The 23,917-nt window shown below is 59.3% G+C and carries 18 protein-coding genes, 2 tRNA genes and 1 pseudogene; 10 read left to right on the forward strand and 11 right to left on the reverse strand.

From position 1 onward, the window contains the following. Window positions 1-147: 147 nt before the first annotated feature. Together BSG20_RS14975 and BSG20_RS14980 are read right to left on the reverse strand one after the other, a co-directional pair. Window positions 148-291: a DUF1127 domain-containing protein gene (locus BSG20_RS14975; RefSeq protein WP_065814346.1), complete on the reverse strand. Its 144-nt coding sequence runs from the start codon at window positions 289-291 to the stop codon at window positions 148-150. Window positions 292-588: 297 nt separating this feature from the next. After that, window positions 589-735 carry a DUF1127 domain-containing protein gene (locus BSG20_RS14980; RefSeq protein WP_003558908.1) on the reverse strand — a complete coding sequence of 49 codons (147 nt, stop codon included), beginning with the start codon at window positions 733-735 and terminating at the stop codon, window positions 589-591. Window positions 736-1,566: 831 nt separating this feature from the next. Between BSG20_RS14980 and BSG20_RS14990 the strand changes: the two genes are divergently transcribed. From BSG20_RS14990 to BSG20_RS15010, 5 genes are all read left to right on the forward strand, one after another. After that, window positions 1,567-2,670, forward strand: coding sequence for a DUF2157 domain-containing protein (locus BSG20_RS14990; protein WP_072376598.1), 1,104 nt, complete (start codon window positions 1,567-1,569; stop codon window positions 2,668-2,670). An 11-nt stretch (window positions 2,671-2,681) separates the two neighbouring features. Next, the gene (locus BSG20_RS14995) at window positions 2,682-3,254 is read left to right on the forward strand and encodes a GDYXXLXY domain-containing protein (protein WP_072376596.1); all 573 of its coding nucleotides are present in this window, start codon (window positions 2,682-2,684) and stop codon (window positions 3,252-3,254) included. Between the two features lie 154 nt (window positions 3,255-3,408). Then, a tRNA-Leu gene (locus BSG20_RS15000) sits at window positions 3,409-3,493 on the forward strand. 188 nt (window positions 3,494-3,681) lie between these two features. Continuing rightward, complete coding sequence (gene tig / locus BSG20_RS15005) at window positions 3,682-5,163, forward strand: trigger factor (protein WP_072376594.1); 1,482 nt, start codon at window positions 3,682-3,684, stop codon at window positions 5,161-5,163. A gap of 228 nt (window positions 5,164-5,391) precedes the next feature. Then, a complete protein-coding gene (locus BSG20_RS15010) occupies window positions 5,392-5,814 on the forward strand; it encodes a nuclear transport factor 2 family protein (protein WP_072376592.1) in 423 nt (140 codons plus the stop codon). A 54-nt stretch (window positions 5,815-5,868) separates the two neighbouring features. Here BSG20_RS15010 and BSG20_RS15015 read toward each other — a convergent pair whose 3' ends face one another. The 6 genes and pseudogenes from BSG20_RS15015 to BSG20_RS15040 all read right to left on the reverse strand — a co-directional run bounded on the left by BSG20_RS15015 (window position 5,869) and on the right by BSG20_RS15040 (window position 13,419). Beyond that, window positions 5,869-7,650 carry a B12-binding domain-containing radical SAM protein gene (locus tag BSG20_RS15015; RefSeq protein WP_072376590.1) on the reverse strand — a complete coding sequence of 594 codons (1,782 nt, stop codon included), beginning with the start codon at window positions 7,648-7,650 and terminating at the stop codon, window positions 5,869-5,871. A 190-nt stretch (window positions 7,651-7,840) separates the two neighbouring features. Then, the gene (sthA, locus tag BSG20_RS15020; protein ID WP_024313983.1) at window positions 7,841-9,247 is read right to left on the reverse strand and encodes a Si-specific NAD(P)(+) transhydrogenase; all 1,407 of its coding nucleotides are present in this window, start codon (window positions 9,245-9,247) and stop codon (window positions 7,841-7,843) included. A 102-nt stretch (window positions 9,248-9,349) separates the two neighbouring features. Further along, the gene (locus tag BSG20_RS15025) at window positions 9,350-9,967 is read right to left on the reverse strand and encodes a dual specificity protein phosphatase family protein (RefSeq protein WP_083539927.1); all 618 of its coding nucleotides are present in this window, start codon (window positions 9,965-9,967) and stop codon (window positions 9,350-9,352) included. A 48-nt stretch (window positions 9,968-10,015) separates the two neighbouring features. Beyond that, window positions 10,016-10,586: pseudogene (locus BSG20_RS15030) on the reverse strand (JAB domain-containing protein); the annotation flags it as partial. Between the two features lie 86 nt (window positions 10,587-10,672). Then, a complete protein-coding gene (gene map / locus BSG20_RS15035) occupies window positions 10,673-11,509 on the reverse strand; it encodes a type I methionyl aminopeptidase (RefSeq protein ID WP_072376588.1) in 837 nt (278 codons plus the stop codon). A gap of 578 nt (window positions 11,510-12,087) precedes the next feature. Continuing rightward, a complete protein-coding gene (locus BSG20_RS15040) occupies window positions 12,088-13,419 on the reverse strand; it encodes a DUF2778 domain-containing protein (protein WP_072376586.1) in 1,332 nt (443 codons plus the stop codon). 316 nt (window positions 13,420-13,735) lie between these two features. Between BSG20_RS15040 and BSG20_RS15045 the strand changes: the two genes are divergently transcribed. Further along, entirely contained in the window at window positions 13,736-14,758 is a 1,023-nt protein-coding gene (locus BSG20_RS15045; protein ID WP_072376584.1) for a methyltransferase, read from the forward strand. A gap of 25 nt (window positions 14,759-14,783) precedes the next feature. Here BSG20_RS15045 and phaC read toward each other — a convergent pair whose 3' ends face one another. Continuing rightward, window positions 14,784-16,622, reverse strand: a complete 1,839-nt coding sequence (phaC, locus tag BSG20_RS15050) for a class I poly(R)-hydroxyalkanoic acid synthase (protein WP_072376582.1) — start codon at window positions 16,620-16,622, stop codon at window positions 14,784-14,786. 154 nt (window positions 16,623-16,776) lie between these two features. Between phaC and BSG20_RS15055 the strand changes: the two genes are divergently transcribed. The 4 genes from BSG20_RS15055 to recJ all read left to right on the forward strand — a co-directional run bounded on the left by BSG20_RS15055 (window position 16,777) and on the right by recJ (window position 22,009). After that, window positions 16,777-17,193 carry a gas vesicle protein GvpG gene (locus tag BSG20_RS15055; protein WP_072376580.1) on the forward strand — a complete coding sequence of 139 codons (417 nt, stop codon included), beginning with the start codon at window positions 16,777-16,779 and terminating at the stop codon, window positions 17,191-17,193. Between the two features lie 224 nt (window positions 17,194-17,417). Then, the gene (locus tag BSG20_RS15060; RefSeq protein ID WP_024314005.1) at window positions 17,418-18,635 is read left to right on the forward strand and encodes an LL-diaminopimelate aminotransferase; all 1,218 of its coding nucleotides are present in this window, start codon (window positions 17,418-17,420) and stop codon (window positions 18,633-18,635) included. A 65-nt stretch (window positions 18,636-18,700) separates the two neighbouring features. Then, entirely contained in the window at window positions 18,701-20,023 is a 1,323-nt protein-coding gene (locus tag BSG20_RS15065) for a homoserine dehydrogenase (RefSeq protein ID WP_072376702.1), read from the forward strand. Between the two features lie 183 nt (window positions 20,024-20,206). Next, window positions 20,207-22,009, forward strand: a complete 1,803-nt coding sequence (gene recJ / locus BSG20_RS15070) for a single-stranded-DNA-specific exonuclease RecJ (protein ID WP_072376578.1) — start codon at window positions 20,207-20,209, stop codon at window positions 22,007-22,009. Window positions 22,010-22,096: 87 nt separating this feature from the next. On the opposite strand, the gene BSG20_RS15075 is transcribed toward recJ, so the two are convergent. Beyond that, the gene (locus tag BSG20_RS15075) at window positions 22,097-23,341 is read right to left on the reverse strand and encodes a glycosyltransferase family 2 protein (RefSeq protein ID WP_072376576.1); all 1,245 of its coding nucleotides are present in this window, start codon (window positions 23,339-23,341) and stop codon (window positions 22,097-22,099) included. Between the two features lie 427 nt (window positions 23,342-23,768). Next, window positions 23,769-23,843, reverse strand: a tRNA-Glu gene (locus BSG20_RS15080). Between the last annotated feature and the right edge of the window lie 74 nt (window positions 23,844-23,917).

Raw genomic sequence — 23,917 nt, forward strand, 5'->3', positions numbered from 1 at the left:
GTGCCGCGCGTTCGCATCGGTGCAGCGATTCGGACCTAGGAATTTGGTTCGCTCGTCTCGCGTTAACGGGGTGTCGCTCATAGCGAAAGGCCCGGAATCAAAAACGGCGCCCGAGGCGCCGTCTTGGAAGCTTCACGCTCGCCGCTATTAGCGGAACGAGCGGGAAGCGATGTTGCGAATGTCGTAGCGGCTAACGCCAATGTCGGCGAGCGTCTGGTTGGAGAGGTTACCAAGTTCGCTAAGCGTGCGGCGGTAGCTAATCCAGCTCTTTGCAATGCGGATCGGGTTCATGTTCGTCTTCCTCAGAATGATCGTCGAGAACGGCGCCATCGCCGCTTCGTCGTTGACATTCATATAGGCGTTCCCTGTCGTATTGTGCAGTGCAAAGAAAAGGCATCTGCTATGCAATTGTGCATGTGATGCTCATTCCGGATGCAGTGATTACTTTCTGTGCGCGACAAGAAGGGAGGCCAAAACGACCGCAACCATTGCGGAAGCTGTGAGCCAGATAAAAGAAAACGCCCGTTGCCAAGGGCAGCGGGCGTTTTGTCAAGGCGATCTGCTTGGGAGGATAGCGGACCGCTTGGATTAGCGGGCGGAAGCCTCGCGAGCAACGCGATGGATGTCAGAGCGGTCGATGCCGAGGTCATGCAATTCGCGGTTGGTCATGCGGCCGAGCTCGGTAACGGTCTGACGATACTTGCGCCAGTTGTTGAAAGAGCGTGAGAAGTTCATTTTAATCCCCTTTCGTAGGGCTTGTGATTTGGCAGCTGCCGCCGATCGGCGCTGACCTCTATTTGATGAGCAGAATATATGTTGCACTGCGAAGTCGCGCCAGACACAAGATTTCAGACCACCTATGCGTTGGATGCAGATCTCATGCCGTTATTTACGCGATGCAGCCGGCATTTGGTCAATCATTAGGCAGAATGATTTGCCGCTGATCGGCTGGTGCCGGCCTTTTTGCCTCCAGGGACCAATTTCCGAAGGCCGGTATATGCGGTTGCCTCCCACAAGGAGGACTCCCGCAGGTTGGGCTGTCGACAGTGGCTGCGAGTCGTTGCTGCATCCGATTGCTTGCCACTAGGCCAATGGTCCGGCGCTTGTATGCGGGGAGAGGCATCGTGGCTGCTGCCTTGAAGGCACTGGAAAACCAGACTTGTGAATTGTCGGTTGTGGAAAACCAAACGCCCACCGGGGAGGATCCGGTGAGCGCCATTAGGGGTGACTGACAACTGGGAGGAGGAGTGTTGTCAGTCCATCGGAGGGCGCTGGGAGGAGGAGTGCGCTTCTCCGAATTTTGTTACGAAGATCATCTTCGCTTATGATCAAACATATAGGACGCCTGATCGAGATATTGCAGTGCGATATTTTCATGCTGCCCATGCGCCGAGTGCATGGCTAATGAGGAGAGGCTATATATTCGCGATTTGACGTTGTTGATCGGTTAATGAGCACCCCCAAATTCGCCCAGTGAGGAATTCATATGGGAATATTTCCCTCGCACTATTCAGTGGGTATAAAGCAAAGAGGAAGCGCGTCATCGCGCGTTTGTCGGAGTAGGGCATGTACCGCGGTCGATTGGAGCGAGATCTTTCCGTTTGGGTGGAAAAGGGACTTTTGCAGGAAGCGACTGCAGGAGCGCTGCTGAGTGAGTATGATGCACGCCCGGCAAACTTCAGCCTCGGCAGCGTGCTGACGATCCTTGCAGCAATCCTACTTGGGGCGGCGATCCTGCTGGTCGTCGCTTCGAACTGGGAAGCCATTCCACGCCTTGTGCGCGTCGCCGTCATTCTTGTCATCATCTGGGCCGTGCATCTCGGCGCGGCGGTTATGCTGCGGCGCGGTGCGACGGCGGCTGCGGGCGGGCTGCTGGTGATCGGTACCTTGTCTTTTGGCGGAGCGATTTCGCTGGTCGGGCAAATGTATCATCTGTCGGGAGACGAGCTGACGGTGATGTATCTCTGGTTTGCCATGGCGGTGATTTCGGCGGTGCTGTTCCGCTCCGGCGTCGTCGCCGCGGTGGCGGGCTTTCTGTCCTGGGGCAGCTTTGCCGCCTATCTCGATACCTACGACACGCGCTGGGTCGGCCTCGATCCTTGGGTCGTGCCGCTCATGGCGGCAGTGGTCATCGGTCTCGTGCGCTTCACCGGCGCTGATCGTGTCCGTCATCTGGCATATCTGCTGCTCGTCGGCTGGCTCACCTGGCTCTATGCGGTGAACGAGAATTTCTGGCTCGCGCTCGTCTATGCCATTGCTGGCATGTTGGCTTTCGTGCTCGTCAGTCTGCCGCTGCCGCGCCTTTCCACGCTCATCAGAAGTGCCGGTTCCGCTCCTGCCTTCTACACGTTCCTCGTCGCCGTGATTGGACTGTTCTTCCTGCATGTTGAACTCGAGCATGGCTGGCCGTTCGTAACATTGGCGCTCGTGACGCTGGGGGCCGCGGTCCTTGCGATTGCACTCCAAGGCCGGAACAACGGCGCGGTGCGCTATTTGGCTTACACGGCGTTTGCCATTGAGATGCTCTACCTTGCATCGGTGACCGTCGGATCGATTCTTGGCACATCGAGCCTCTTCTTGTTCTCGGGGCTTTTCGTTGCAGCTGTTGCATGGATCGTCATTCGCCTCGAGCGCCGATTTGCCATGAGAACCCCGGAGGCAAGCCTGTGAGCGTTTCCTCAATGCAAGGCTCAGGGCGCCGCTACATTGTCGCTGCAATCATCGTTGCTGCCCTGCAGACCGCCGTTCTTGGCTATGTGATAGAAAGCCGCGCATCGATCCTGCGAAGTGGCGCCGACGCTCTCCTAAAAACTGCCCCCGTCGATCCGCGCGACTTTCTCCGGGGCGACTACGTCGTGCTGAACTACGAGATATCCTCGGTTCCGGTCGCGTCGATTATGGGTGGGGTGCCGCAGGATCAGGGTAAGAAGAGCCTTTGGGTGCGGTTGAAGGCCGGTGATGGCGGCTTCTGGGACATTGTCGAATCATCGTTCGAACGTCTGCCAGAGCAGCCGGGCACCGTGGTTCTCCACAGCAGACCTTTCTATAGTTATGGTGCCAATTCCGCCGACCATATCCGCGTCGAGTACGGCATCGAACGCTACTACGTTCCGGAAGGCCAGGGCACGGCTTTGGAGAAGGCCCGCCAGGACGGTGACGTCTCTGTTGCCATTCGCGTCGCTACCGATGGGACGCCGCAGATACGCAGCCTGCTCGTGGACGGCAAGGCTGCTTACGACGAGCCTCTTTATTGAGTAGAGACCGAATGGTGTGGAAGCCCGCCACTGCGGGCGAAATCACTGTCATTTGCCCTTCATTTTTCCTTTGCCTCTACCAAATCGGGTGTTATAGAGACGCCGCGCTCCGGAAGGCCTCATGTGCAGGCATATGCATGCGGTTTTTGAGAACGCGGGTATGGTGAAATTGGTAGACACGCCAGATTTAGGTTCTGGTGCCGCAAGGCGTGGGAGTTCAAGTCTCTCTACCCGCACCAAAAGCTGGCTTGCAGGCGGGGGGATCGGAAAACGGTGTCCCTCGATTACCCGGAAGCAAAGCGCCGTTCCGCCAGGGGCGGAATGAATAAGAATTGAGAACAAGCCACGCTCGGCAATTTCCCGGCGTCGTGCTCATCGAAACGAACGGCGTCTGGGCACGGCCGCCACGAAATGAAGGTAGGAAGACATGCAGGTTATCGAAACGCTCGCTGAAGGGCTGAAGCGCGAAATCAAGGTCGTAATCCCGGCCAAGGACATGGAAGTCAAGATGAATGAGCGTCTTGCCGACGTGAAGGACAAGGTCCGCATCAACGGCTTCCGTCCGGGCAAGGTTCCGGCCGCTCACCTCAAGAAGGTTTACGGCAAGTCCATCATGGCCGATCTCGTCAACGAGATTGTCCGCGAGCAGCCGACCGCTATCCTCGCAGAACGCGGCGAAAAGTCCGCGACGCAGCCGGAAATCGCGATGACGGAAGACAAGGATGAGGCAGAGCAGATCCTCGCCGCTCAGAAGGATTTCGAGTTCACGCTCTCCTACGAGGTTCTGCCGCCGATCGAGCTGAAGTCCAGCAAGGGCATCAAGATCACCCGCGAAGTCGTCGACATCTCGGAAGATGAAGTCAACGAGCAGGTTCTGAAGGTCGCTGAAAGCGCCCGTTCCTACGAGACCAAGAAGGGCAAGGCCGCCAACGGCGACCGCATCACGATGGACTACGTCGGCAAGGTCGACGGCGTTGCCTTCGATGGCGGCACCGACCAGGGCGCAGAACTCGTTCTCGGCTCCGGCCGCTTCATCCCTGGCTTCGAAGACCAGTTGGTCGACGCCAAGGCTGGTGACGAAAAGACCATCACCGTCACGTTCCCGGCCGACTACCCGGCCAAGAACCTGGCTGGCCAGGAAGCCACCTTCGACGTCACCGTCAAGGACGTTGCTGCTCCGGCCGAGGTTGAAATCAACGACGAGCTGGCGAAGAAGCTCGGCCTTGAATCGGCTGACCGTCTGAAGGAAATCGTCCGCGGTCAGATCGAGTCGCAGTACGGCTCGATGACCCGCCAGAAGGTCAAGCGTCAGATCCTCGACCAGCTCGACGAAATGTACAAGTTCGATACCCCGGCTTCGCTCGTCGACGCCGAGTACAACGGCATCTGGAACCAGGTCGCCAACGATCTCGCCCAGTCCGGCAAGACCTTCGAAGACGAAGACACGACGGAAGAGGAAGCTCGCGAAGAATACAAGAAGCTTGCTGAGCGTCGCGTTCGCCTCGGCCTCGTTCTCTCCGAAATCGGCGAAAAGGCCGGTGTTGAAGTGAGTGAAGACGAAATGCAGCGCGCCATCTACGAGCAGCTGCGTCAGTATCCGGGCCAGGAAAAGCAGATCCTTGAGTTCTTCCGCAGCCAGCCGGGTGCGGCCGCCTCGATCCGCGCTCCGATCTTCGAAGAAAAGGTCATCGACCATTTGCTGACCGAGATCGACGTCACGGACAAGAAGGTGACCAAGGAAGAACTGCTCGCCGACGAAGAGGGCGAAGCTTCTGAGAAGGAAGCCAAGAAGGCCACTCCGAAGAAGAAGGCTGCTGCCAAGGCAGAAGCCGCTGAAGGCGAAGAAGCTGCCGCTCCGAAGAAGAAGGCCGCTCCGAAGAAGAAGGCTTCCGAGGACAGCGCCGAGTAATCTTCGGTTTGCCGAATTCATGAAAGCTCCGCCTCGTGCGCGGCTTATACATTGCGAGGCCGGAACATTGTTATGATGTTCCGGCCTCGTTTGTCATTGAGGTGGTTGCGACACCGCGATGAGGGTGCGGCGCGACTGGGCTACGTCGAAAGTGGAGTTGTTACACGAAATAGTTGCAGTTTCGGTTGAACGGACGCAGACTGGAGCATTGCAAGAGGGGATTTGGCAATGTCTTCCAATGATGACCTTAGGGACCTGGTGCGGCGGATCTATCACGCGCGGGTGGAGGGCGATCTCGAGAGTTTGATGTCTTTCCTTGATGACGATTGCCTATTCCGTGTGGTCGGGAACCAGCACCTGGCGCCTTTGACGGATCCTGTTGTCGGCGCCGCCGCGCTTCGCGTGACGATGCAATACTTGATCGACAATTGGGATATGAGAGGGATCGATTTTGTGTCCATCCATGTCGACGGCGACGTTGCGTTGATTCACCGTAGGGGACGCATGCGTTTTGGCGCGACGGAATACGACACCGAGATCATGGACAAAATGACCTTCGAGAACGGCAAGCTGAAGGAATGCGTGGAGTTCATCGACACGCTGCAGGCCGCCGCGCTGCTGGACGTCGTGAAATTACCCACGCGAAACTAAGAGCGTCGATCCGCCAATGGATCTCAACGCGCCCAACCAAAGAGCTCGGGCGCGTCAGACTGCCTTATGGGCATGGGTTAGTTCGGCGACTCGGTGGATGTGCGAGACCGCAGCCCGTCCGCCCGCCGTTTTCGTGAAGAGTTCGAGCGTTTCATCCTCGTGGTCACCGACCGGTGTCAGTGCCTGATCCATGTAGCTCTTCGAGTTCTTGTCACGGGCTATGAAAAAGGCGCTCGTTGCGAGGCCGGCGATGGTGGCGCCCAGCGACAAATGCTTGGTGACGGTTTCCCAGATGAACCGTGGCCAGAAGGCAACGGCGCTTTCCTTGGGAAGATCTGGGCGGCGTTCGGATGGATGCTTGAGACGCAGCAGGCCGCTCTGCAGTGGATGAACGTTCTCCAGAGGTACAGTCGTGGCGAACGACACGAGCATCTTGACGAGGCTGGCGAGCGGCACGCCGGTAGCAACAGCCCGGCGCAGCAGCGTCTTCATATGCTCTGGCGAATAGTAGAGCGACCAGGCCTCCTGGTAGATGCTTTCCCACTCCTGCTTGCTCATCTTCGGATGCGCAGTGCAGACGTGCTCGACGTCGTAGATGTTGAGATCGGCGTCCATCTCGACGCCCTTCTTCCACAATGTCTGATGATCTTCCGAGCCCGGCAGCGGCGTCAGCACGAAGAACTCAATGACGTCGAGGGGAAGCTCATGCTGGATGATCGCGATGTCGCGCCGGATCGTCTCCGGCGTGTCTGCCGGGAAACCAAGAATGTAGCCGGCGAGCGTCATGATGCCTTGGGCTTTCCAGGCGAGCAGCATCTTCCGGTATTCGGTGATCTTGTTCTGGTTCTTCTTGGCCGCCGTCAGATTGTCGGGATTTACATTCTCAAGCCCGATGAAGACGCGCGTGACGCCGGCGCGCTTGGATTTTTCGATGAAGTTCGGGATCTTGTGGCAGAGCGTGTCGACCTGGATCATCAATCCAAGTGGAATACCGTCCTTCTCCCGGAGTTCGATCAACCGGTCGAAGATCGCTTCCCAATCCCTGTTGCGCGCGAAATTGTCGTCGGTGATGAAGAACTTATGGATGCCCTGCGCCCAATTCATCCGCACTAGTTTTTCGACATCATCGGCCGATCGGAACCGCGACTTGCGCCCCTGCACATTGATGATGGTGCAGAAAGAGCATTGATAGGGGCAACCGCGGCCGGCGTCGAAGCTCGTGCTGAGGCCAAGCGTCTGTGCTACATTGGCTTTCGGCAGGAAGGGGACGGCCGCACCTTCGATACTCGGCAGGTCATTCATGAAATTGTAAAGCGGCTCAAGTTTGCCGCTGGCGGCATCCTGCAGGACGCGGTCCAGGCGGCCTTCGGCCTCGCCCGCAAACATCGAAATACCCATCTCGCGACATGCATCCAAGCCGACTGCCTTGCCATCGAGCATGGCGAGGCAGCCCGACACGTGAAAGCCTCCCATCGAAACCGGTACGCCGGCCTTGCGGAAGGGGCGCGCAATATCCAGTGCCCTTGGATACTGGTTCGACTGAACGCCGACCAAGGCGACCATCCCGAAATTGTCATGTTGGGCAAGTCGTTTGAGCAGTGCCGGGATGTTGACCCGCGTGTTCGTCTCGTCGACCACCGTGATCTCGATCCCGACCTCTGCCCCCAATACCTTGCGCTCTGCGCAGTCGGACGCGATTCCATAGATTGCAGCCAGGGAGTTGGACGGGATCATCGCCCGCCACCAGCGGATCACATAGCCATCATCGTCATAGTGCGACGGCTTGATCAGGATCAGTTGGAAAATCCGTTCGGCAGTCTTGGACAGATCTTGCACGGTCGCTCGCTGGTAAGAGGAATCCCCGAAAATGGACGCTACCAGACGCGGTGGATTATACAAGCAAAGCTTTTACCGGTGCTATCCGACACAAATAAGTCAGGTCGCGCGGATTTTGTTCGATTCGTATATCATTGCTTTCGTTAAGAAAACCGTCAGGAGATCGGCGCTGTCACTGTTTGAGGCAACATCAAAGCTCCGACTTGATATCGCCCATCCGGTTCCACGCATCCAGACCAGCAATCTTATAGGCTTCGGCGAGTGTCGGGTAGTTGAACGTGTTCTCGACGAAATATTCGACGGTGCCCTTGAGGTTCAAAACTGCCTGGCCGATGTGCACCAGCTCGGTCGCCCCTTCACCGACGATATGCACGCCGAGCAGCCGGCGCGTCTTCAAAGAAAAGATCAACTTCAGAAGTCCGGTGTCGAGCCCCATGATGTGTCCGCGCGAGGTCTCCCGGAAACGTGCGATGCCGCACTCATAGGGAATGCCGCGCTCCTTCATCTCTTCCTCGGTCAGGCCGCAGGTAGAGATCTCCGGCACCGCATAGATGCCGTAGGGGAAGTATTTCGGCGGCTCCTTCGCGACCGCGCCAACGGCAACGCGCGCGGCAATGCGGCCTTGTTCCATCGAGGTGGAGGCAAGGCTCGGAAAGCCGACAACGTCGCCGGCAGCGTAGATGTTCGGCACGGATGTCTGGAAGGTTTCCGGGTTGACCTTGAGGCGGCCGCGGTTATCGGCGTCGAGCCCGGCTGCGTCCAGATTGAGCGTGTCGGTCGCGCCCATGCGCCCTGCGGCAAACAGAACCATGTCTGTCACCATGTGGCGGCCATTGTCGAGCTTCAGCTCCACTCTGCCGTTGTCGAGGCGCGTGACTGTGTCGGCCTTGGTGCCGAGCAGGATCTTCATGTTGCGATCACGCAGCTGATAGGTGAAATCTTCGACGATTTCCCGGTCGATGAAATCGAGCATCGTCGGCTTCGGATCGATCACTGTCACAGCAGTATCCAGCGCGCTGAAGATCGTCGCATATTCGATGCCGATGACGCCTGCGCCGATCACGGCCATGGAGCGTGGCAGTTCTTCGATGTCGAGCAATTCGTCGCTGTCGAGTACCGTTTTGCCGTCGAAGGGGATGTAGTCCGGGCGGAACGGCTTGGTGCCGACCGCAAGCAGGATGCTGGCCCCCGTGACCTTGACAACTTCGCCATCGTCCTTGACGACTTCGAGCGTCGACGGGTCGACAAAGCTTGCCTTGCCTCTGATGTGCTGGACGCGGTTTCGGGCGAACTGATGTTCAAGCACCTCGACTTCGTGATCAAGGGTGATCAGCAGGCGGCGGCGAAGATCATCCGCGCTGATCTCTTCCTTCACGCGGTAGGACCGGCCGTAGAAACCACGCTCGCGCCAGCCTGAGAGATTGAGGGCCGTTTCGCGCAGCGTCTTGGAGGGGATGGTACCTGTGTGAACCGAAACGCCGCCGACGCGCTTTCCTTGTTCGATGACCAGAACCTTCTTGCCGAGCTTGGCGGCCTGGATTGCGCCGCGGCGGCCCGCCGGACCGCTACCCACAACAACGAGATCGTACTGGAACATTAAGCTGGCCCCGATTGGAAAGCTGGAATCATTTTTGCGACGCAATATGTCGCGCGTCCACGGGTAGCAGGTCAATGTTGCAGAATATTTTAAGGGAGAATATCAGGATTCTCGGAAGCCAAGCAGGGGTTCCAGCTTCTCGAAGGTGCGGTCCATGGCGAAGGCGCGGCTAATCGGCAGCGCAATATGGCCATAGATGATCGACATTTGCTCCTCCGCGACGTTCTCGTTCGTCTTGCTGATCGCAGCCAGATAGAGGGCCGATGCGAGCCCGGTGCGATCCGAGCCCGAGAGGCAATGGATCAACAGCGGTTTGGGAGCTTCTTTCATGACCTGGATCAATTCCTCCGCGCGCTCTGGAGAAAGCTCCTTGTAAGCAGACATCGGGAAATCGATATGCTCGATTCCAAGCGTCTTCGCTTGCTCGACTTCGGCGTGCCATGCCGGGCTGTTGGTCGGGCCGCGCAGGTTGATGATGGTCTTGATCCCATACCGCTGCGCGAAATCCGCAATAGCTTGCGGAGATGGTTGGGACGAACGGTAGACTTCGCCGGCGACGACCGTGTGGAAGTTGTTCGTGGCTTTCAAATAGAGAGCATAGCTGCCAACGATGAGAAAGAGTGGGGCGAGAAAGCATAGTGCTGCCTTCCTGAAGCGAGGAAATTGGCGAGAAGCAATCGTTGTCGTCATGAAAGTCTCGGAGCAGGATGGTTGCAGCATCGTCGCTTTGCCACCCAAACCTGACGGACACCTGAAGCGGATTTGGCTGAGACGCAGCCCCTTGAGGCTCGCGTGACCGTCCTTGCCGATGATGATGTGACCATGAACTGTGATGCCGAGCGGTTTTGCCGTATCGACAATCATCTTTGTCATATCGATATCGGCTGCGACGGCGTCGGATCGCCCGAGGGGTGGTTGTGGACCAGGATAAGGGCCGTGGCCGAAAGCTCCAGCGCCCGCCGCACGACCTCGCGCGAATAGACCGGCGTATGATCGACCGTCCCCGTGTCCCTGAATTTCGTCAGCGATCAATGCATTGCGCTTGTTGAGAACGAGAATGCGGAACTGCTCGCGTGTCTCGTGCGCCATCGCTGCGTGGCAGGGATCACCGACGACCAGGACGACAGGACCTGCTTGCCTCGGAGTTCGCTCTTCATGGTGCGCCGAACACGGCAGCGAGCGAGCCGAAGCGTTCGAGCAGTGCTTTGGCGATCGGCTTGGTGTCCCGCCGCGGAATCAGTCTGAATAGCCGCAGTTCGAGCAGATCATAATCGGCAAGCGCGGTGTCGCCATGCTGGCGAAAGCGGTCGCGCGGTCGCTCCCGGTGTCCATGGTAGTGCTCATCCTTGCCAAGCGATGCGGAGCGGCGAAAGGCAGTTCGTCGTCGTTGGAGTGCGAAACAGGACCCTTTGTCCGATCAAGCGCTCATCGGTTCAGGGACGGAAGGCCCGGTCGGTCGAGGCCGCCCGGCGAAAGCGTGAAGATCTCGCAGCCGTCGGCGGTGACGCCGACCGTGTGTTCGTATTGCGCCGAAAGCGAGCGGTCGCGCGTAACTGCAGTCCAGCCGTCGGCCAGCACTTTCACATGCGGCCGGCCGAGATTGATCATCGGCTCGATGGTGAAGATCATGCCCTCGCGCAGCTCCGGCCCTTCGCTTGCGCGGCCATAATGCAAAATATTCGGGGAGTCGTGGAAGAGTGCGCCTACGCCATGACCACAGAAGTCACGCACGACGGAACAGCGCTCGGCTTCGGCATATGTCTGGATGGCTTCTCCGATCGCGCCGGTACGAGCACCGGGACGAACGGCTGCTATACCGCGCAGAAGGGATTCGTAGGTCACTTCAAGCAGCCGCTCAGCGGCGCGTTTGATGGTGCCGACCGGATACATCCGGCTTGAATCGCCGTGCCAGCCATCCACCACGTAGGTGACGTCAATGTTGACGATATCGCCCTCGCGCAGCGGCTTTGCATCCGGAATACCATGGCAGACGACATGGTTGATCGAGGTACAGGTCGATTTTGTGTAGCCGCGATAGTTAAGGGTCGCCGGAATCGCGCCGTTGTCCATGCCGAACTCGAACACGAAGCGATCAATTGCATCGGTCGGCAGGCCGGGTCTGACGACAGCAGCCAACTCATCGAGGCAACGCGCCGTCAGCTGGCAAGCCTTACGCATTCCCTCGAAAGCTTCAGGACCGTAGAGCCTGATTGCGCCCGTATTCTTCGATGGCGCGGAAGAGGCTTCGATATAATTCACCATTGCATGGCCTTAGCGATTGTCATTCTGGTACATAATGCAGCTATGCCGGGTTCGTCCATCGCGATCAATGGGGTGGATGTCATTTCTACCGTACTAGGGTGTGTTCGATCGAGGCGGGTGGATTTCTGCGGGCCGGACACGCCCTTACCGTCACCCGATCCTTTCGGCCCGTGGTTTGAAATGCATGTCACTTGGACAAGACGCTGGAAATTGCCTCGCTAGAGTAAAAAACATATGGCGCTTCCCAGCGCCCCGCTCGGCGGTGTGCCTCGCAACTTAAGTCCCTTCTGCAGCCCCAGCGGCGAAGGCTATCGCCTTGCCGCAGAGGAGATTTGCTCCTCCTCGGGAACCTTGTGTGCTTCGCAGGCACGTCCGGAGCGAAACTCGCCGTCGCCGCCGCCATCTCCGGAGGGACCATTTGCGAAACCCCGAAGGAGCCTGCGTCGCTCTCCGTCATCCAGCGCCGGTCCCGTCTCGCCGCAACGCCTTGCGGTGCATCCGAAGATGGGACGAGGAGTTGATGGCATGGCGGCGCGATGCGGGGAAAATCGAGCGTGTCGTTTTTGACTACGATCTGATTAGGAGCGCGACGAGAACAGCGAGGCAAAGGTGGACGTCGGCTTGTTCGGCATGCTCGTGACCACCACCAGCTGACGGATCTGGCCGCGTTTGAAGGCGGCGAGAAAACGCCTGTAGTCCTTGAAGGATACGCAGCCATTGGAATCGCCGCGCGCGCCGAGCATGTAGGTATGCGCAAGCAGACCAACGCGGTTGTAGATATAGCCCGCCCCGCCGACGGGGCTAAGGCGGATGGCCGCAACACCATGGAACAGGCTTTCGCGCATCGTCAGATTGTAGGTATGCGGCGGGGTTGGTCCGCGGTTCTTGGCATGCACATAGCGCGGGTTGTCACGCATCTTGCCGAGGCCGGAATGGGCCTCCAGGCGTTCGCCGTTCGGAAGGTAGACCATGTTGGCGGAAATGTCGTAGACCGCGACGCCATTGCGGGCGATGGGGCCCGAAAGTCCCTTCTTCAAGGTCGGCATGGCGTCGTCGTCGTCATCCGAAGCGCCGGCATCGGGCCGTGCATAGGCCAGCACTGGTTCTGCCGGGGCGTTGCGATCGTCGGGCGCGGCCCGCTTGTACAGGCCATCGGGCCGGGCCATCGGCAAGGGGATCGACGTGTCGCTGCCGCTCAGCACGAGATCGAACGGCTGGACCGTCGTGGACGCAGGCTGCTCGGTCGGGGCAGTCGGCGCAAGGCTTGCAAATTCGACCGGACCTGGCTTGGCGGCGGCAGCCGGGACCTCTGCCTTGGCGTCGGCCAGGGGCGCTGCGAGTGCCAGCAGAGCCGGTCCTTCGGCGGCTGCAACCTCTTCCTTCGAAGGGATGATGATGCGATCAGCTGAGGCGACAGCGACCGGCGTGGCGGTCAAGGCGTCGTCCTTGGTCGCGCGGGCCGGCTGGGCAGGTGCTGCTGATGCGACAACCATTGCCGGCGGCTTATTCGGAGAGGCTTCGGAAAGTGTGAGAGGTTCGGACTGCCCGACGAATGCTGCTGCCAGCGCAGCGGACGGAGCGGCCACGTGAGCACCTCTTACCAGCGCTAGCTCTCTCTGCGTGCTCATGCGCAACCGCGAGAATTTCGTGACGTGAACGAGGCGCTGCGTGGGATCGCTCTTGGCGATGGCAGTGGATGCAAGCGCGACATCGGCAAGCGGACCGACGCTCGGATGCGGAGCCGGCGCGGCCATGTGCATGGTAGCGACTGTGGCGACCACCCAAACTGAAGCGGCAAAGCCCGCACCGACAAGAGCTGCACCTGAGAGAAAGCGGAAAGAGCGACGGAAGCGAGAAATGGACGTACCTATTGGCCTGCTATTGCTAAACACATCGACCGCAAACGCCATAACACTTGTCTTTCACAACTCGTTACTAGGCCGGCGGTACTGACAGATTGATATTTTCTTCGCCGGGGCCGGTATAGGAGCATCAGGGCTAAATTGCGGCCCGCTAATATATCCGGTCGCCTGATAGAATGGCGAATTATGGTAACCAATTCCTTTACGTGATCGCTCGCCCCGTACGAATTCGAATGCGGGGATTTCAGCGCATCGCCGCGGTCCGATTTTTGCCGGCCTCCTCCTTTGTCATGAGGTGTCGAAGAATGCGGGTTCTGCTATGAATGCCTCCCGTCGCGGAACTCCGCGTTGGGAGGAAAAGCCAATGTCTTCGACACATCCAGTGGCGCATGAAGAAATCTCGCCGGCCTTGCTGGTCGATGCGATGTTCGCATTTCGCAAAACGGCCGCGATCAAGGCGGCAATCGAATTCGATCTTTTCACGAAACTTGGCGGGGAAGGCCGCACGGCGACCATGCTCGCGTCGGAATTGGGCTGCGCCGAGCGCGGAGTGCGTATTCTCTGCGACTTTCTGGTGGTTTCGGCATTCCTCACAAAGAGCGGCGAGACTTACGGGCTGACGCCGTCGAGCCAGATCTTTCTCGATCGGCGTTCGCCTGCCTATATGGGAGCAGCGATCGATTTCCTGGCTTCTCCGCAAATGGTGTCGTTGTTCCTAGACGACCCGGCCGCGTATGTTCGCAATGGCGGCTCCGTCGGCTTGGCGAATGTGGCGCCGGATAATCCCGTATGGGTCAAGTTTGCCAGAGCCATGGGGGCATTCACCGGCGCAAGCGCTAAGGCCGTGGCATTGGACGTGGCGACATGGTCAAAGCCGCCAAGCAAGGTGCTGGACATTGCCGCCGGTCCCGGCGCTTTCGGTATTGAAATCGCGAAAGTATCGCCATCGGCAAGCGTGGTCGCTCTCGATTGGAAGCCGGTTCTTGCGGTGACTGAGGAGAATGCGACGAATGCGGGGGTGGCGGCGCGCTTCACCTTCCAGCCCGGCAGCGCTTTCGACGTCGATTGGGGCAGCGGCTATGACCTGATCTTGCTGCCGAACTTCCTCCATCATTTCGACGTCGATGGCTGCGTCACGCTCTTGAAGAAGGCGCGCGCCAGCCTGGCGCCTGGAGGCCGTGTTGCGATTGTCGAGTTCGTTCCGAACGAGGATCGTGTGTCGCCCGAATTTCCGGCTGCCTTTGCCATGGTCATGCTGGCGACCACACCGAAGGGCGACGCCTACACCGAGCGGGAGCTTGCCGACATGGCCAAGTCAGCCGGTTTTCGTGACGTCGTTACGAAACCGCTGCCACCATCGCCAGCGAGCCTGATCTTCCTGGAGTGACGAAGCCTGAGCAGGAATATCGCGATCAGACGCGCTCCATGACATAGCTTCCCGGCGCCTCTTCGATGGCGTTGAGCGCTGCGCCGCCCGGCTTGCGGGCGGGCACGCGCTTGCCGTCCTTCGCCTCGATCCAGGCTTGCCAGTGTGGCCACCACGAGCCGGCATTCTCGGCCGCTTCGGTAAGCCACGTGTCGTAGTCGCCTTTTGCAGCGCCTCCTGTCCAGTATTGGTACTTCTTCTTGTCCGGCGGATTGACGACCCCGGCGATATGACCGGAGCCCGCCAGCACGAAATCGACTTTGCCGCCGAAGAACTGGCTGCCGACAAACACCGACTTGGCCGGCGCGATGTGATCTTCGCGGGTGGCGAGATTGTAGATCGGAATCTTGACGTCCTTCAGGGACAGCGTTTGACCGTCGAGAATCATCTCGTTCGCAGTCAGTGCGTTCCTGAGGTAACAATTGCGCAGGTAGAAGGCGTGGTTCGCCGCCGCCATGCGAGTGGAATCGGCGTTCCAGAAGAGAAGGTCGAAGGGCATCGGTTCCTGGCCCTTCAGGTAGTTATTTACGAAATAGGGCCAGATCAGTTCCGAGGCCCGCAGCATGTTGAAGGCGGTCGCCATCTTCGAGCCGTCGAGATAGCCGATCTCGTCCATATGGGCCTCTAGCCGCCTCAACTGCTCCTCGTCGACGAAGACCTTGAGATCGCCGGCATGAGTGAAGTCCACCTGCGTCGTGAAGAGGGTGGCGGTCTTGATCCGCTTGTTCTTCTCCTTGGCGTGCAACGCCAGCGTTGCGGCAAGCAGTGTGCCGCCCACGCAGTAACCAATGGCGTTTGCTTCCTTCTCGCCCGTCGCCTTCTCGATCGTGTCGAGGGCAAAGTCGATGCCTTCGCGCGCATAGGCCGCCCAATCCTTCTGAGCATGGCGCGCGTCCGGATTGACCCAAGAGATGACAAAAACGGTTTGCCCCTGATCGACACACCATTTGATGAATGATTTCTGTGGGTTAAGGTCTAGGATGTAGAACTTGTTGATCCACGGCGGGCAGATGAGGAGAGGGCGCTTCAGCACCGTCTCGGTCGTTGGCTCGTACTGGATGATCTGGCAGATCTCGTTCTGCGCGATCACCTTGCCCGCGGTGAGCGCCATGTCGCGACCGACGGCGAATTTGGTCATGTCGGTCTGGCGAAGTTTCAGGTCGCCATGGCCCTTGGCGATGTCCTCGGCGAGCATCTTCATGCCACGCACCAGGTTCTCGCCGCTGGTCGCGATCGTTTCGCGGTAAAGCTGCGGGTTTGTTGCAACGAAATTGGTCGGCGAGAGTGCGGCCGTTATCTGCTTCACATAGAAACCGGCCTTGTGCTTCGTGTGCTCGTCGAGGCCCTCGGTTTCGGCCACGATCTTTTCGGCCCAATCAGCGGTGATCAGGTAAACCTGCTTCAGGAATTCGAAGAACGGGTTCTTCTGCCAATCCTCGTCGGCAAAGCGCTTGTCCTTGCTGTCCGGTTCCGGCGCCGGCGTTTCGCCCTGCATGCGTTGCATCGAGCGCATCCATATGCCGAAGTAGCTGCTCATCAGCTGCGTCTGCGCTTCGAAGGTGCGGCGCGGATCGGAAATCCAGTATTCGGTGACCTTGGAGAGCGTCTTGACCATGTCGGTCACCGGCTCTGCCGCATTTTCTGCGATCTCGCCACGTTCGCGTGGCGCGAGCCAGGCCGTTGCCGCCTTGCCGAGATTCTCGAGCGCACGGGCGAAATTGATCGCCATGGCCTCGGGGTCTTTCAACAGGTAGGGATCCAGGTCCTTTGCACCAAAGCCCTGGCTCTTTGCCTTGTCGCCGTTTTCCTGCTTGCTGTCGGTCACGTGTTTCCTCCGGCGGCAGCATGTTCCTGCAAATCGAGTTGTACATCTGGAAAGATCGATAAAACAAGTTCCGCTGATGCTCGCTCGTGCTATTGCTTTGTGGCGGCGACGAATTTAACAGTCGAAGCACCTCAGGATTTGGGACCTCTGGCACATGACGAAAAACGGCATTCGCACCATCGCAAACGTGACCTGCATCGCGCTCATCGGCGCTGCCGCGGCCATGACGCTTGCCGGATGCATGCAAACGCCTGAGGAAAAGGCCGCCTTCGCGGCCAGGCAAGCGGCGCCGACGCCCGTTGTCATGAACGCGACAAAGGGTGAGGCGCCCACCAAAAGCGGCCTTTCGCATTACAAGGACGGCTACCCGGGATTCGCTGCGCCGCTGACAGCCGCAAACGTTCAGATGAGTGACGATGAGGCCGGCGGGCTTCAAAAAAAGCTGACCGCACTCGGCGCCCAACGCAAGGCCGGCACCATTTCGGAAGCCGAATATCAGCGTCGTGTTGCGGAATATCGCAAGCTCGCGGCCGAGCACGGCGCCGAAACGCTCTCCGAAATCGCCAATTAGGCCTTGCCTTCGCTGCTATTTGGAAGCAAAGCCTTCCGACAGTAGCGGAAGATCAATTTTTCCTGATAATGGGCGGCCTGCACGGCTTTCCGTCAAAGAAATGCCTTGCGACGCAAGTCTGATGAATACGGCGTTGGCGATTGTGAAGTTCGTATCGCGAACAGCCGGGAATTAGGACGAACTTCGAGCGCGGTCGTGGTGGCCGCATTTCCGTGGGGAAAGAAATGGAAGAGTTTCACAAAGTCCGGCGTTTGCCGCCTTACGTTTTCGAACAGGTCAACCGTTTGAAAGCGAGCGCGCGAGCGGGCGGGGCCGATATCATCGATCTCGGCATGGGAAACCCTGACCTTCCGACCCCGAAGGCGATCGTCGACAAGCTCTGCGAAGTTGTCCAGGATCCGCGCACGCATCGCTATTCGTCGTCCAAGGGCATTCCCGGCCTGCGCCGGGCCCAGGCTGCCTACTACGCCCGCCGCTTCGGCGTGAAGCTCAACCCGGACACGCAGGTCGTCGCGACGCTGGGCTCCAAGGAAGGCTTCGCCAATATGGCGCAGGCGATCACCGCACCGGGCGACGTCATCCTCTGCCCGAACCCGACCTATCCGATCCACGCCTTCGGTTTCCTGATGGCTGGCGGCGTCATCCGCTCGATGTCGGTCGAGCCGGACGAAAGCTTCTTCCCGCCGCTGGAACGTGCCGTCCGTCATTCTATTCCGAAACCGCTGGCGCTGATCCTCAACTATCCGTCCAACCCGACGGCGTTTGTGGCAACGCTGGACTTCTACAAGGACGTCATCGCTTTCGCCAAGAAGCACGACATCATCGTGCTTTCCGACCTAGCCTATTCGGAAATCTACTTCGATGGCGAGCCGCCTCCGTCGGTTCTGGAAGTTCCGGGCGCAATGGATGTGACCGTCGAGTTCACCTCGATGTCGAAGACATTCTCGATGCCGGGCTGGCGCATGGGCTTTGCTGTCGGCAACGAGCGCCTGATCGCGGCCTTGACACGGGTCAAATCCTACCTCGATTACGGCGCGTTCACGCCGATCCAGGTGGCGGCAACGCACGCACTGAATGGCGACGGTTCGGACATTGCGGAAGTCCGCAACGTTTACAAGCGCCGCCGCGATGTCATGGTGGATACCTTTGGCAAGGCTGGTTTCGAGGTGCCGCCACCGGCGGCGACGATGTTTGCCTGGGCCAAGATCCCGGAAAAGTTCCGGCATCTCGGTTCGCTGGAATTCTCCAAGCTGCTGGTCGAGAAAGCCGACGTGGCGGTAGCGCCTGGTATTGGTTTCGGCGAAATGGGAGACGACTACGTGCGTCTGGCGCTTGTCGAGAACGAGCATCGCATTCGCCAGGCTGCTCGCAACATCAAGAAGTTCATGTCGACGGCGGATGAGACGATGCACAACGTCATCTCGCTCAACGCACATCGCTGATATAATCCCCCTCAATGGCAGCCGCTCCGGCGGCTGCCTTTCATGACACATTTCAGGATCGATCCATGGCAGATGCCCTCAAAATCGGCATTGCGGGCTTGGGCACCGTTGGTGCTTCGCTTGTCCGTATCATTCAGCAGCGCAGCAATGAGCTTGCCGCAACATGCGGGCGCCCGATCCTGATTACGGGCGTTTCCGCCCGCGACAAGACCAAGGACCGCGGCATCGACGTCGGCGGCATCGAGTGGTTCGACTGGCCGCAGGACCTGGCGGAGAAGGGCGACATCGATGTCTTCGTCGAACTCATGGGTGGCGTCGACGGTTCGGCAAACACCTCCGTGCGCGCGGCGCTCCAACGTGGTCTCCATGTGGTGACCGCGAACAAGGCGCTGCTTGCCTATCATGGCGTCGAACTGGCAACGCTCGCAGAAGAGAAGGGCGTGCTGCTGAACTTCGAAGCAGCGGTTGCCGGCGGCATTCCCGTCATCAAGGCACTACGCGAATCTCTGACGGGTAACACGATTTCCCGCATCTATGGGATCATGAACGGTACCTGCAATTACATCCTGACGAAGATGGAGAAGGAGGGCCTGTCCTTTGCCGATTGCCTGAAGGAGGCCCAGCGTCTCGGTTATGCCGAAGCCGATCCGGCCTTCGACATCGAGGGCAATGACACGGCCCACAAGCTCTCCATTCTCACCACGCTTGCGTTCGGAAACCAGATTGCAGCCGACGACATCTACCTCGAAGGCATCACCAACATCTCGATCGAGGACATTCACGCTGCCGCCGATCTCGGCTACCGCATCAAGCTGCTCGGCGTTGCACAGCGGACGGATACCGGCATTGAACAGCGCGTGCATCCGACGATGGTGCCCGTCGATTCTGTCATTGCACAGGTCGACGGCGTGACGAATGCCGTTGCGATTGAGTCCGACGTTCTCGGTGAACTGCTGATGGTCGGCCCGGGCGCTGGCGGCAATGCAACGGCTTCGTCGGTGCTCGGCGACATCGCCGACATCGCTAAAAGCCGCCCCGGCGCACAGCGTGTGCCGGTTCTCGGCCATCCCGCCAAATCGCTCGAGCCGTACCGCAAGGCGCAAATGCAGAGCCACGAAGGCGGATATTTCATTCGCCTGACCGTGCTCGATCGCACTGGCGTGTTTGCAAGCGTCGCCACTCACATGGCGGAAAACCATATCTCGCTGGAGTCGATCGTTCAGCGCTCGAAGCAGCATTTGGCGCCGTCGCATCACCAGACAATCATCATGGTCACCCATGCGACGACGGAGGATTCCGTTCGCAAGGCGGTCGCTGCGATCAAGGGCGAGGGGTACCATGTCGGCGAGCCCCAGGTGATCCGCATCGAGCGGCCCAAGGAAGACTGAAAACTGTTCCATCCGACCACATTGACATTGCCTGAGGCGCGCCGCGGCAGACTTGCCGCGTGCGTCCACAGCTAACGTCGCCCGCCTCGTCCAAAACCGTTGTGCGACCGCGCGAAGGCGCATAAAGCTGCCGATATCACTCCGGTCCCGGGGTGGTGACAAGCGATGAGGGCAGCAGGCGATATGGAGATTCCGGCCGATCCGGTGCAACGCGCATTTCTGGGGGTGGAGAAGTCCGTCCTGGACAACCGCTGGATATCGCGACTGGATCAAGCTGGTCAGAACCGGGCGCTCGCCATGTCCCAGATGCACGGAATGCCTGAGCTCATTGCGCGCGTTCTCGCTGGACGTGGTGTCACCGTCGATGAGGCGCTGGAGTTTCTTGATCCGACGCTTCGCGGCTTGATGCCCGACCCCTATACGCTGACGGATTGTGAGAAGGCGGCCAGGCGGCTCGCGCAAGCCATTCGCAGTCACGAGCAGGTCGCGATTTTCGGTGACTACGACGTCGACGGCGCCTCCTCCTCGGCGCTGATGTTCCGCTTTCTCAACCACTTTGGCGCCAAGGCCGAGATCTACATTCCGGACCGCATTTTCGAGGGCTACGGCCCCAACGCGGCCGCAATCGGCAGCCTGATCGGCAACGGTGCACGGCTGATCGTCACCGTCGATTGCGGGTCGACCAGCCATGATGCTCTGGCTGAGGCTGCCAGGCGCAACACCGACGTCGTGGTGATTGATCATCACCAGGTGACACATGATTTGCCGCCCTGCCATGCGCTGGTCAATCCGAACCGCGAGGACGATCTCTCCGGCCAGGGACATCTCTGCGCCGCGGGCGTCGTATTCCTCGTACTCGTCGCGACATTGCGCCTGCTGCGAGAGGCTGGGGATCCACGCGTGCGATCGATCGACCTGCTGCAATGGCTTGATATTGTCGCGCTTGCGACCGTTTGCGACGTTGTCCCTTTGAAGGGCCTGAACCGTGCCTATGTCGTCAAGGGGCTGATCGCCGCCCGCCATCAGGGCAATGCCGGCCTGTCCGCTCTGTTTCGCAAGGCCGGCCTTGCCGGCCCGGTGACACCCTATCACTTTGGCTTCCTGATTGGCCCGCGCATCAACGCGGGTGGACGCATCGGCGATGCGGCGCTCGGCAGCCGCCTGCTCACGCTGGACGATACGGGAAAGGCCGAGGCTATCGCCCAGCAACTGGATGAACTCAACCGCGACAGGCAGGCGATGGAAGCGGCAATGCTGCAAGAGGCGGAGGCCGAGGCGCTGGCGGAATACGGGGATGGCGAGGGGGCCTCGGTCATCGTCACTGCGCACGAAAAGTGGCACCCGGGCATCGTCGGCCTGATTGCCGCCCGCCTGAAGGAGAAATTCAAGCGTCCAGCCTTCGCAATTGCTTTCGATCCATCCGGCAAGGGCACCGGCTCGGGCCGCTCGATCAACGGCTTTGACATGGGCAAGATGGTGCGCGCGGCAGTCGATGAGGGCTTGCTGGTCAAAGGCGGTGGCCACGCGATGGCCGCTGGCCTCACCGTCGAGCGCGACAAGCTCGGCCACCTGCGCAGTTTCTTCACCGAGCGTGCCGAAAAGACGGTAGCGGCGCTCGTGGCCAACGAAACCCTGAAAATCGACGGTGCGATTGCTGCCAGCGGTGCAACGATCGATCTGATCGATCGCCTGGAGACCGCCGGGCCTTACGGTTCTGGCCATTCTCAACCGCTCTTCGCGATTCCCGCTCATCGAGTCCGCGATTCCCGTCTGGTTGGCGACAAGCACGTGAAGGTGACGCTCGAAGCCATGGACGGAGCCCGCCTCGACGGGATCGCTTTTCGGTCCGCCGATACACTGCTCGGCAGCCTGCTCCTGAATTCCAGGGGCGGCAGCCTGCACGTTGCAGGCTCGCTCGGTGCGGACCACTATCAGGGCTCCCGACGCATCCAGTTGCGCGTTCAGGACGCTGCGCCGGCCCGCTGAGCTCGGTGGATGTACAGCGCAGCGTTTCGTTAGACGGCTGCCGTGCCATAGATGTGAGTTCCGGTCCCTGGCGCGGCGATCGTCGCGTCAGATGAGAATGTGCTGCGTCAAGTCGCTTTCGATGAAGATCATGTTGGGCTTGTAGCCGAGCTCGAGGAACTTCTCGCGGCGAGCCATATCCGCCGCGAAGATTATCGTGCTTTCGACGTCTGCTGAGGCGCTATCGTCTAGATCTGCGGTGACTTCGATTTCTGGCGCTAGACCGACGTCGCGAAGGAGTTCGGTGATCAACGCCGGATCGGCCATTCCGCTGAGAACCAGCCGGTCAACGCCTGCCGTTGCACTCACCTGGTAGGCGAGGGTCTGCATGGCCACCAGCATCGGGAAGGATTCGCGCAGTGCTGCCACCTCGGGGTGATTGCCCATGCCGCCAAGTGCCATGCGCGTGTAGAGTTCATAGGCCTTGATGAAATCCTTGCGAACCGCCCAGAAGCGCACCGCCACCGCCATTCGGTTGAGGGTGAAGACCTTGCACATTTCTTCGTAGATTGCGCGCGATTCCGGCCCTGTGTTGAGCTTTCCGCGCTTGGCGGCCATGTAGAGGAAGTACTCAAGCCCGCCGCGATATTTGTCCCACGCGACCATGACCTCTTCGTTGCCGGTCTGCGAACGGTTGGGCGCCAGCTTCGAGGTGACGACAGAGCGATAGAAGGGCTGCTTGAGGAAGGCCACTCCGCCTTGATCGAGAACGTGCGCGAGATAAGCAAAGAAGCAGAAGCAAAAATCGCGCGGAACCCACACGGATCGAAGCGCCGATGACCTGTAGATTGCGATTTCCGGGAAGATGTGGCGTTCAAAGATGAACTGAAACACTTCGACAAAATCATGTCGGCCAAACTTGATATCCTCATCGACCTTATAGAACGTCGTGAGGTCGCGGTCGGCGATCTCGTCATAGAGATACCAGGAAGCGTGGCACGCGGACACGTCCGAATTAGCATCGAGATAAGCCACGGCCGCCTTAACGCCATCTGGCATCAGGAAGTCGTCGTCGGCGAGATAGATCGAATACTCGCCAACGGCGTGGCGGAACGTGCTCGCGATATTCTTGTATGGCCCGCCATTGGCCGCGCGGCGGTGAAAGCGAATGGGAAGGCCCTTGGCGACGAACTCTTCGACCACCTGCGCTGTATTGTCGGTCGAGGCATTGTCCGAAATCACGATCTCGTATGAGAAGTCGAAGTCATAGGTTTCGCAATGCTCGAGTGCGTTGCGGAGATAGGCCTCCCGATTGTAGGTCGGGATACATATGCTGAGTTTGATGCCGCTCAATTGAATTGTCTCCGGGGCAGGGGCCTGTCGCCTTCATGGCATTGGTCGAAGGGCGCGGGCGCCCGAAATTGTGCGGATCATGATTTCAGAGTAAGGCATGCGCCCGCGGGACGGACCAGAAGGTGCCGCCTCTCGTCCATGGGAACCGCTCCCCAGTGCGCATCATGACTTCCACCAAGATCGCCTCCGCGATGGCGATATCTGCGCGGCTCGCTTGCCGGCAAAGATCTAGCAATGACTATCTATGGGGCAGAGTTGGAGCGAGGCTGGTGTTCGCGGCCGCGGAGGAAGCGGCAATGGTCAGTGCCAAAGAAAATTGGAGCGAGGCGACAGCATCCCACGATATGAGGGGCACCACGTGAGCGATACCCTTTTGCCCAGCCCGCCAGACGGGGACAGCTTATGATGCTGATTTTTATTAGGAAAATGGCACGCCCTAGGGGAGTCGAACCCCTCTTCCCAGAATGAAAATCTGGTGTCCTAACCGATAGACGAAGGGCGCTTCCTTCGTGGTGGCGCCCTTATAGTCAGGCACTTTGAATCCCGCAAGCGGCAAAACAAGAAAAAATCACAATG

The sequence above is a fragment of the Rhizobium tibeticum genome (genome assembly GCF_900110205.1).
In the GTDB taxonomy this organism is placed as follows: Bacteria; Pseudomonadota; Alphaproteobacteria; order Rhizobiales; family Rhizobiaceae; genus Rhizobium; species Rhizobium tibeticum.

Excerpts from the sequence above, each read along its gene's own strand:
- BSG20_RS14975 (WP_065814346.1), bottom strand. The coding sequence starts at position 291 with ATGAACCCGATCCGCATTGCAAAGAGCTGGATTAGCTACCGCCGCACG.
- BSG20_RS14980 (WP_003558908.1), bottom strand. The coding sequence starts at position 735 with ATGAACTTCTCACGCTCTTTCAACAACTGGCGCAAGTATCGTCAGACC.
- BSG20_RS14990 (WP_072376598.1), top strand. The coding sequence starts at position 1,567 with ATGTACCGCGGTCGATTGGAGCGAGATCTTTCCGTTTGGGTGGAAAAG.
- BSG20_RS14995 (WP_072376596.1), top strand. The coding sequence starts at position 2,682 with ATGCAAGGCTCAGGGCGCCGCTACATTGTCGCTGCAATCATCGTTGCT.
- tig (WP_072376594.1), top strand. The coding sequence starts at position 3,682 with ATGCAGGTTATCGAAACGCTCGCTGAAGGGCTGAAGCGCGAAATCAAG.
- BSG20_RS15010 (WP_072376592.1), top strand. The coding sequence starts at position 5,392 with ATGTCTTCCAATGATGACCTTAGGGACCTGGTGCGGCGGATCTATCAC.
- sthA (WP_024313983.1), bottom strand. The coding sequence starts at position 9,247 with ATGTTCCAGTACGATCTCGTTGTTGTGGGTAGCGGTCCGGCGGGCCGC.
- BSG20_RS15025 (WP_083539927.1), bottom strand. The coding sequence starts at position 9,967 with ATGCTGCAACCATCCTGCTCCGAGACTTTCATGACGACAACGATTGCT.
- map (WP_072376588.1), bottom strand. The coding sequence starts at position 11,509 with ATGGTGAATTATATCGAAGCCTCTTCCGCGCCATCGAAGAATACGGGC.
- BSG20_RS15040 (WP_072376586.1), bottom strand. The coding sequence starts at position 13,419 with ATGGCGTTTGCGGTCGATGTGTTTAGCAATAGCAGGCCAATAGGTACG.
- BSG20_RS15045 (WP_072376584.1), top strand. The coding sequence starts at position 13,736 with ATGTCTTCGACACATCCAGTGGCGCATGAAGAAATCTCGCCGGCCTTG.
- BSG20_RS15055 (WP_072376580.1), top strand. The coding sequence starts at position 16,777 with ATGACGAAAAACGGCATTCGCACCATCGCAAACGTGACCTGCATCGCG.
- BSG20_RS15060 (WP_024314005.1), top strand. The coding sequence starts at position 17,418 with ATGGAAGAGTTTCACAAAGTCCGGCGTTTGCCGCCTTACGTTTTCGAA.
- BSG20_RS15065 (WP_072376702.1), top strand. The coding sequence starts at position 18,701 with ATGGCAGATGCCCTCAAAATCGGCATTGCGGGCTTGGGCACCGTTGGT.
- recJ (WP_072376578.1), top strand. The coding sequence starts at position 20,207 with ATGGAGATTCCGGCCGATCCGGTGCAACGCGCATTTCTGGGGGTGGAG.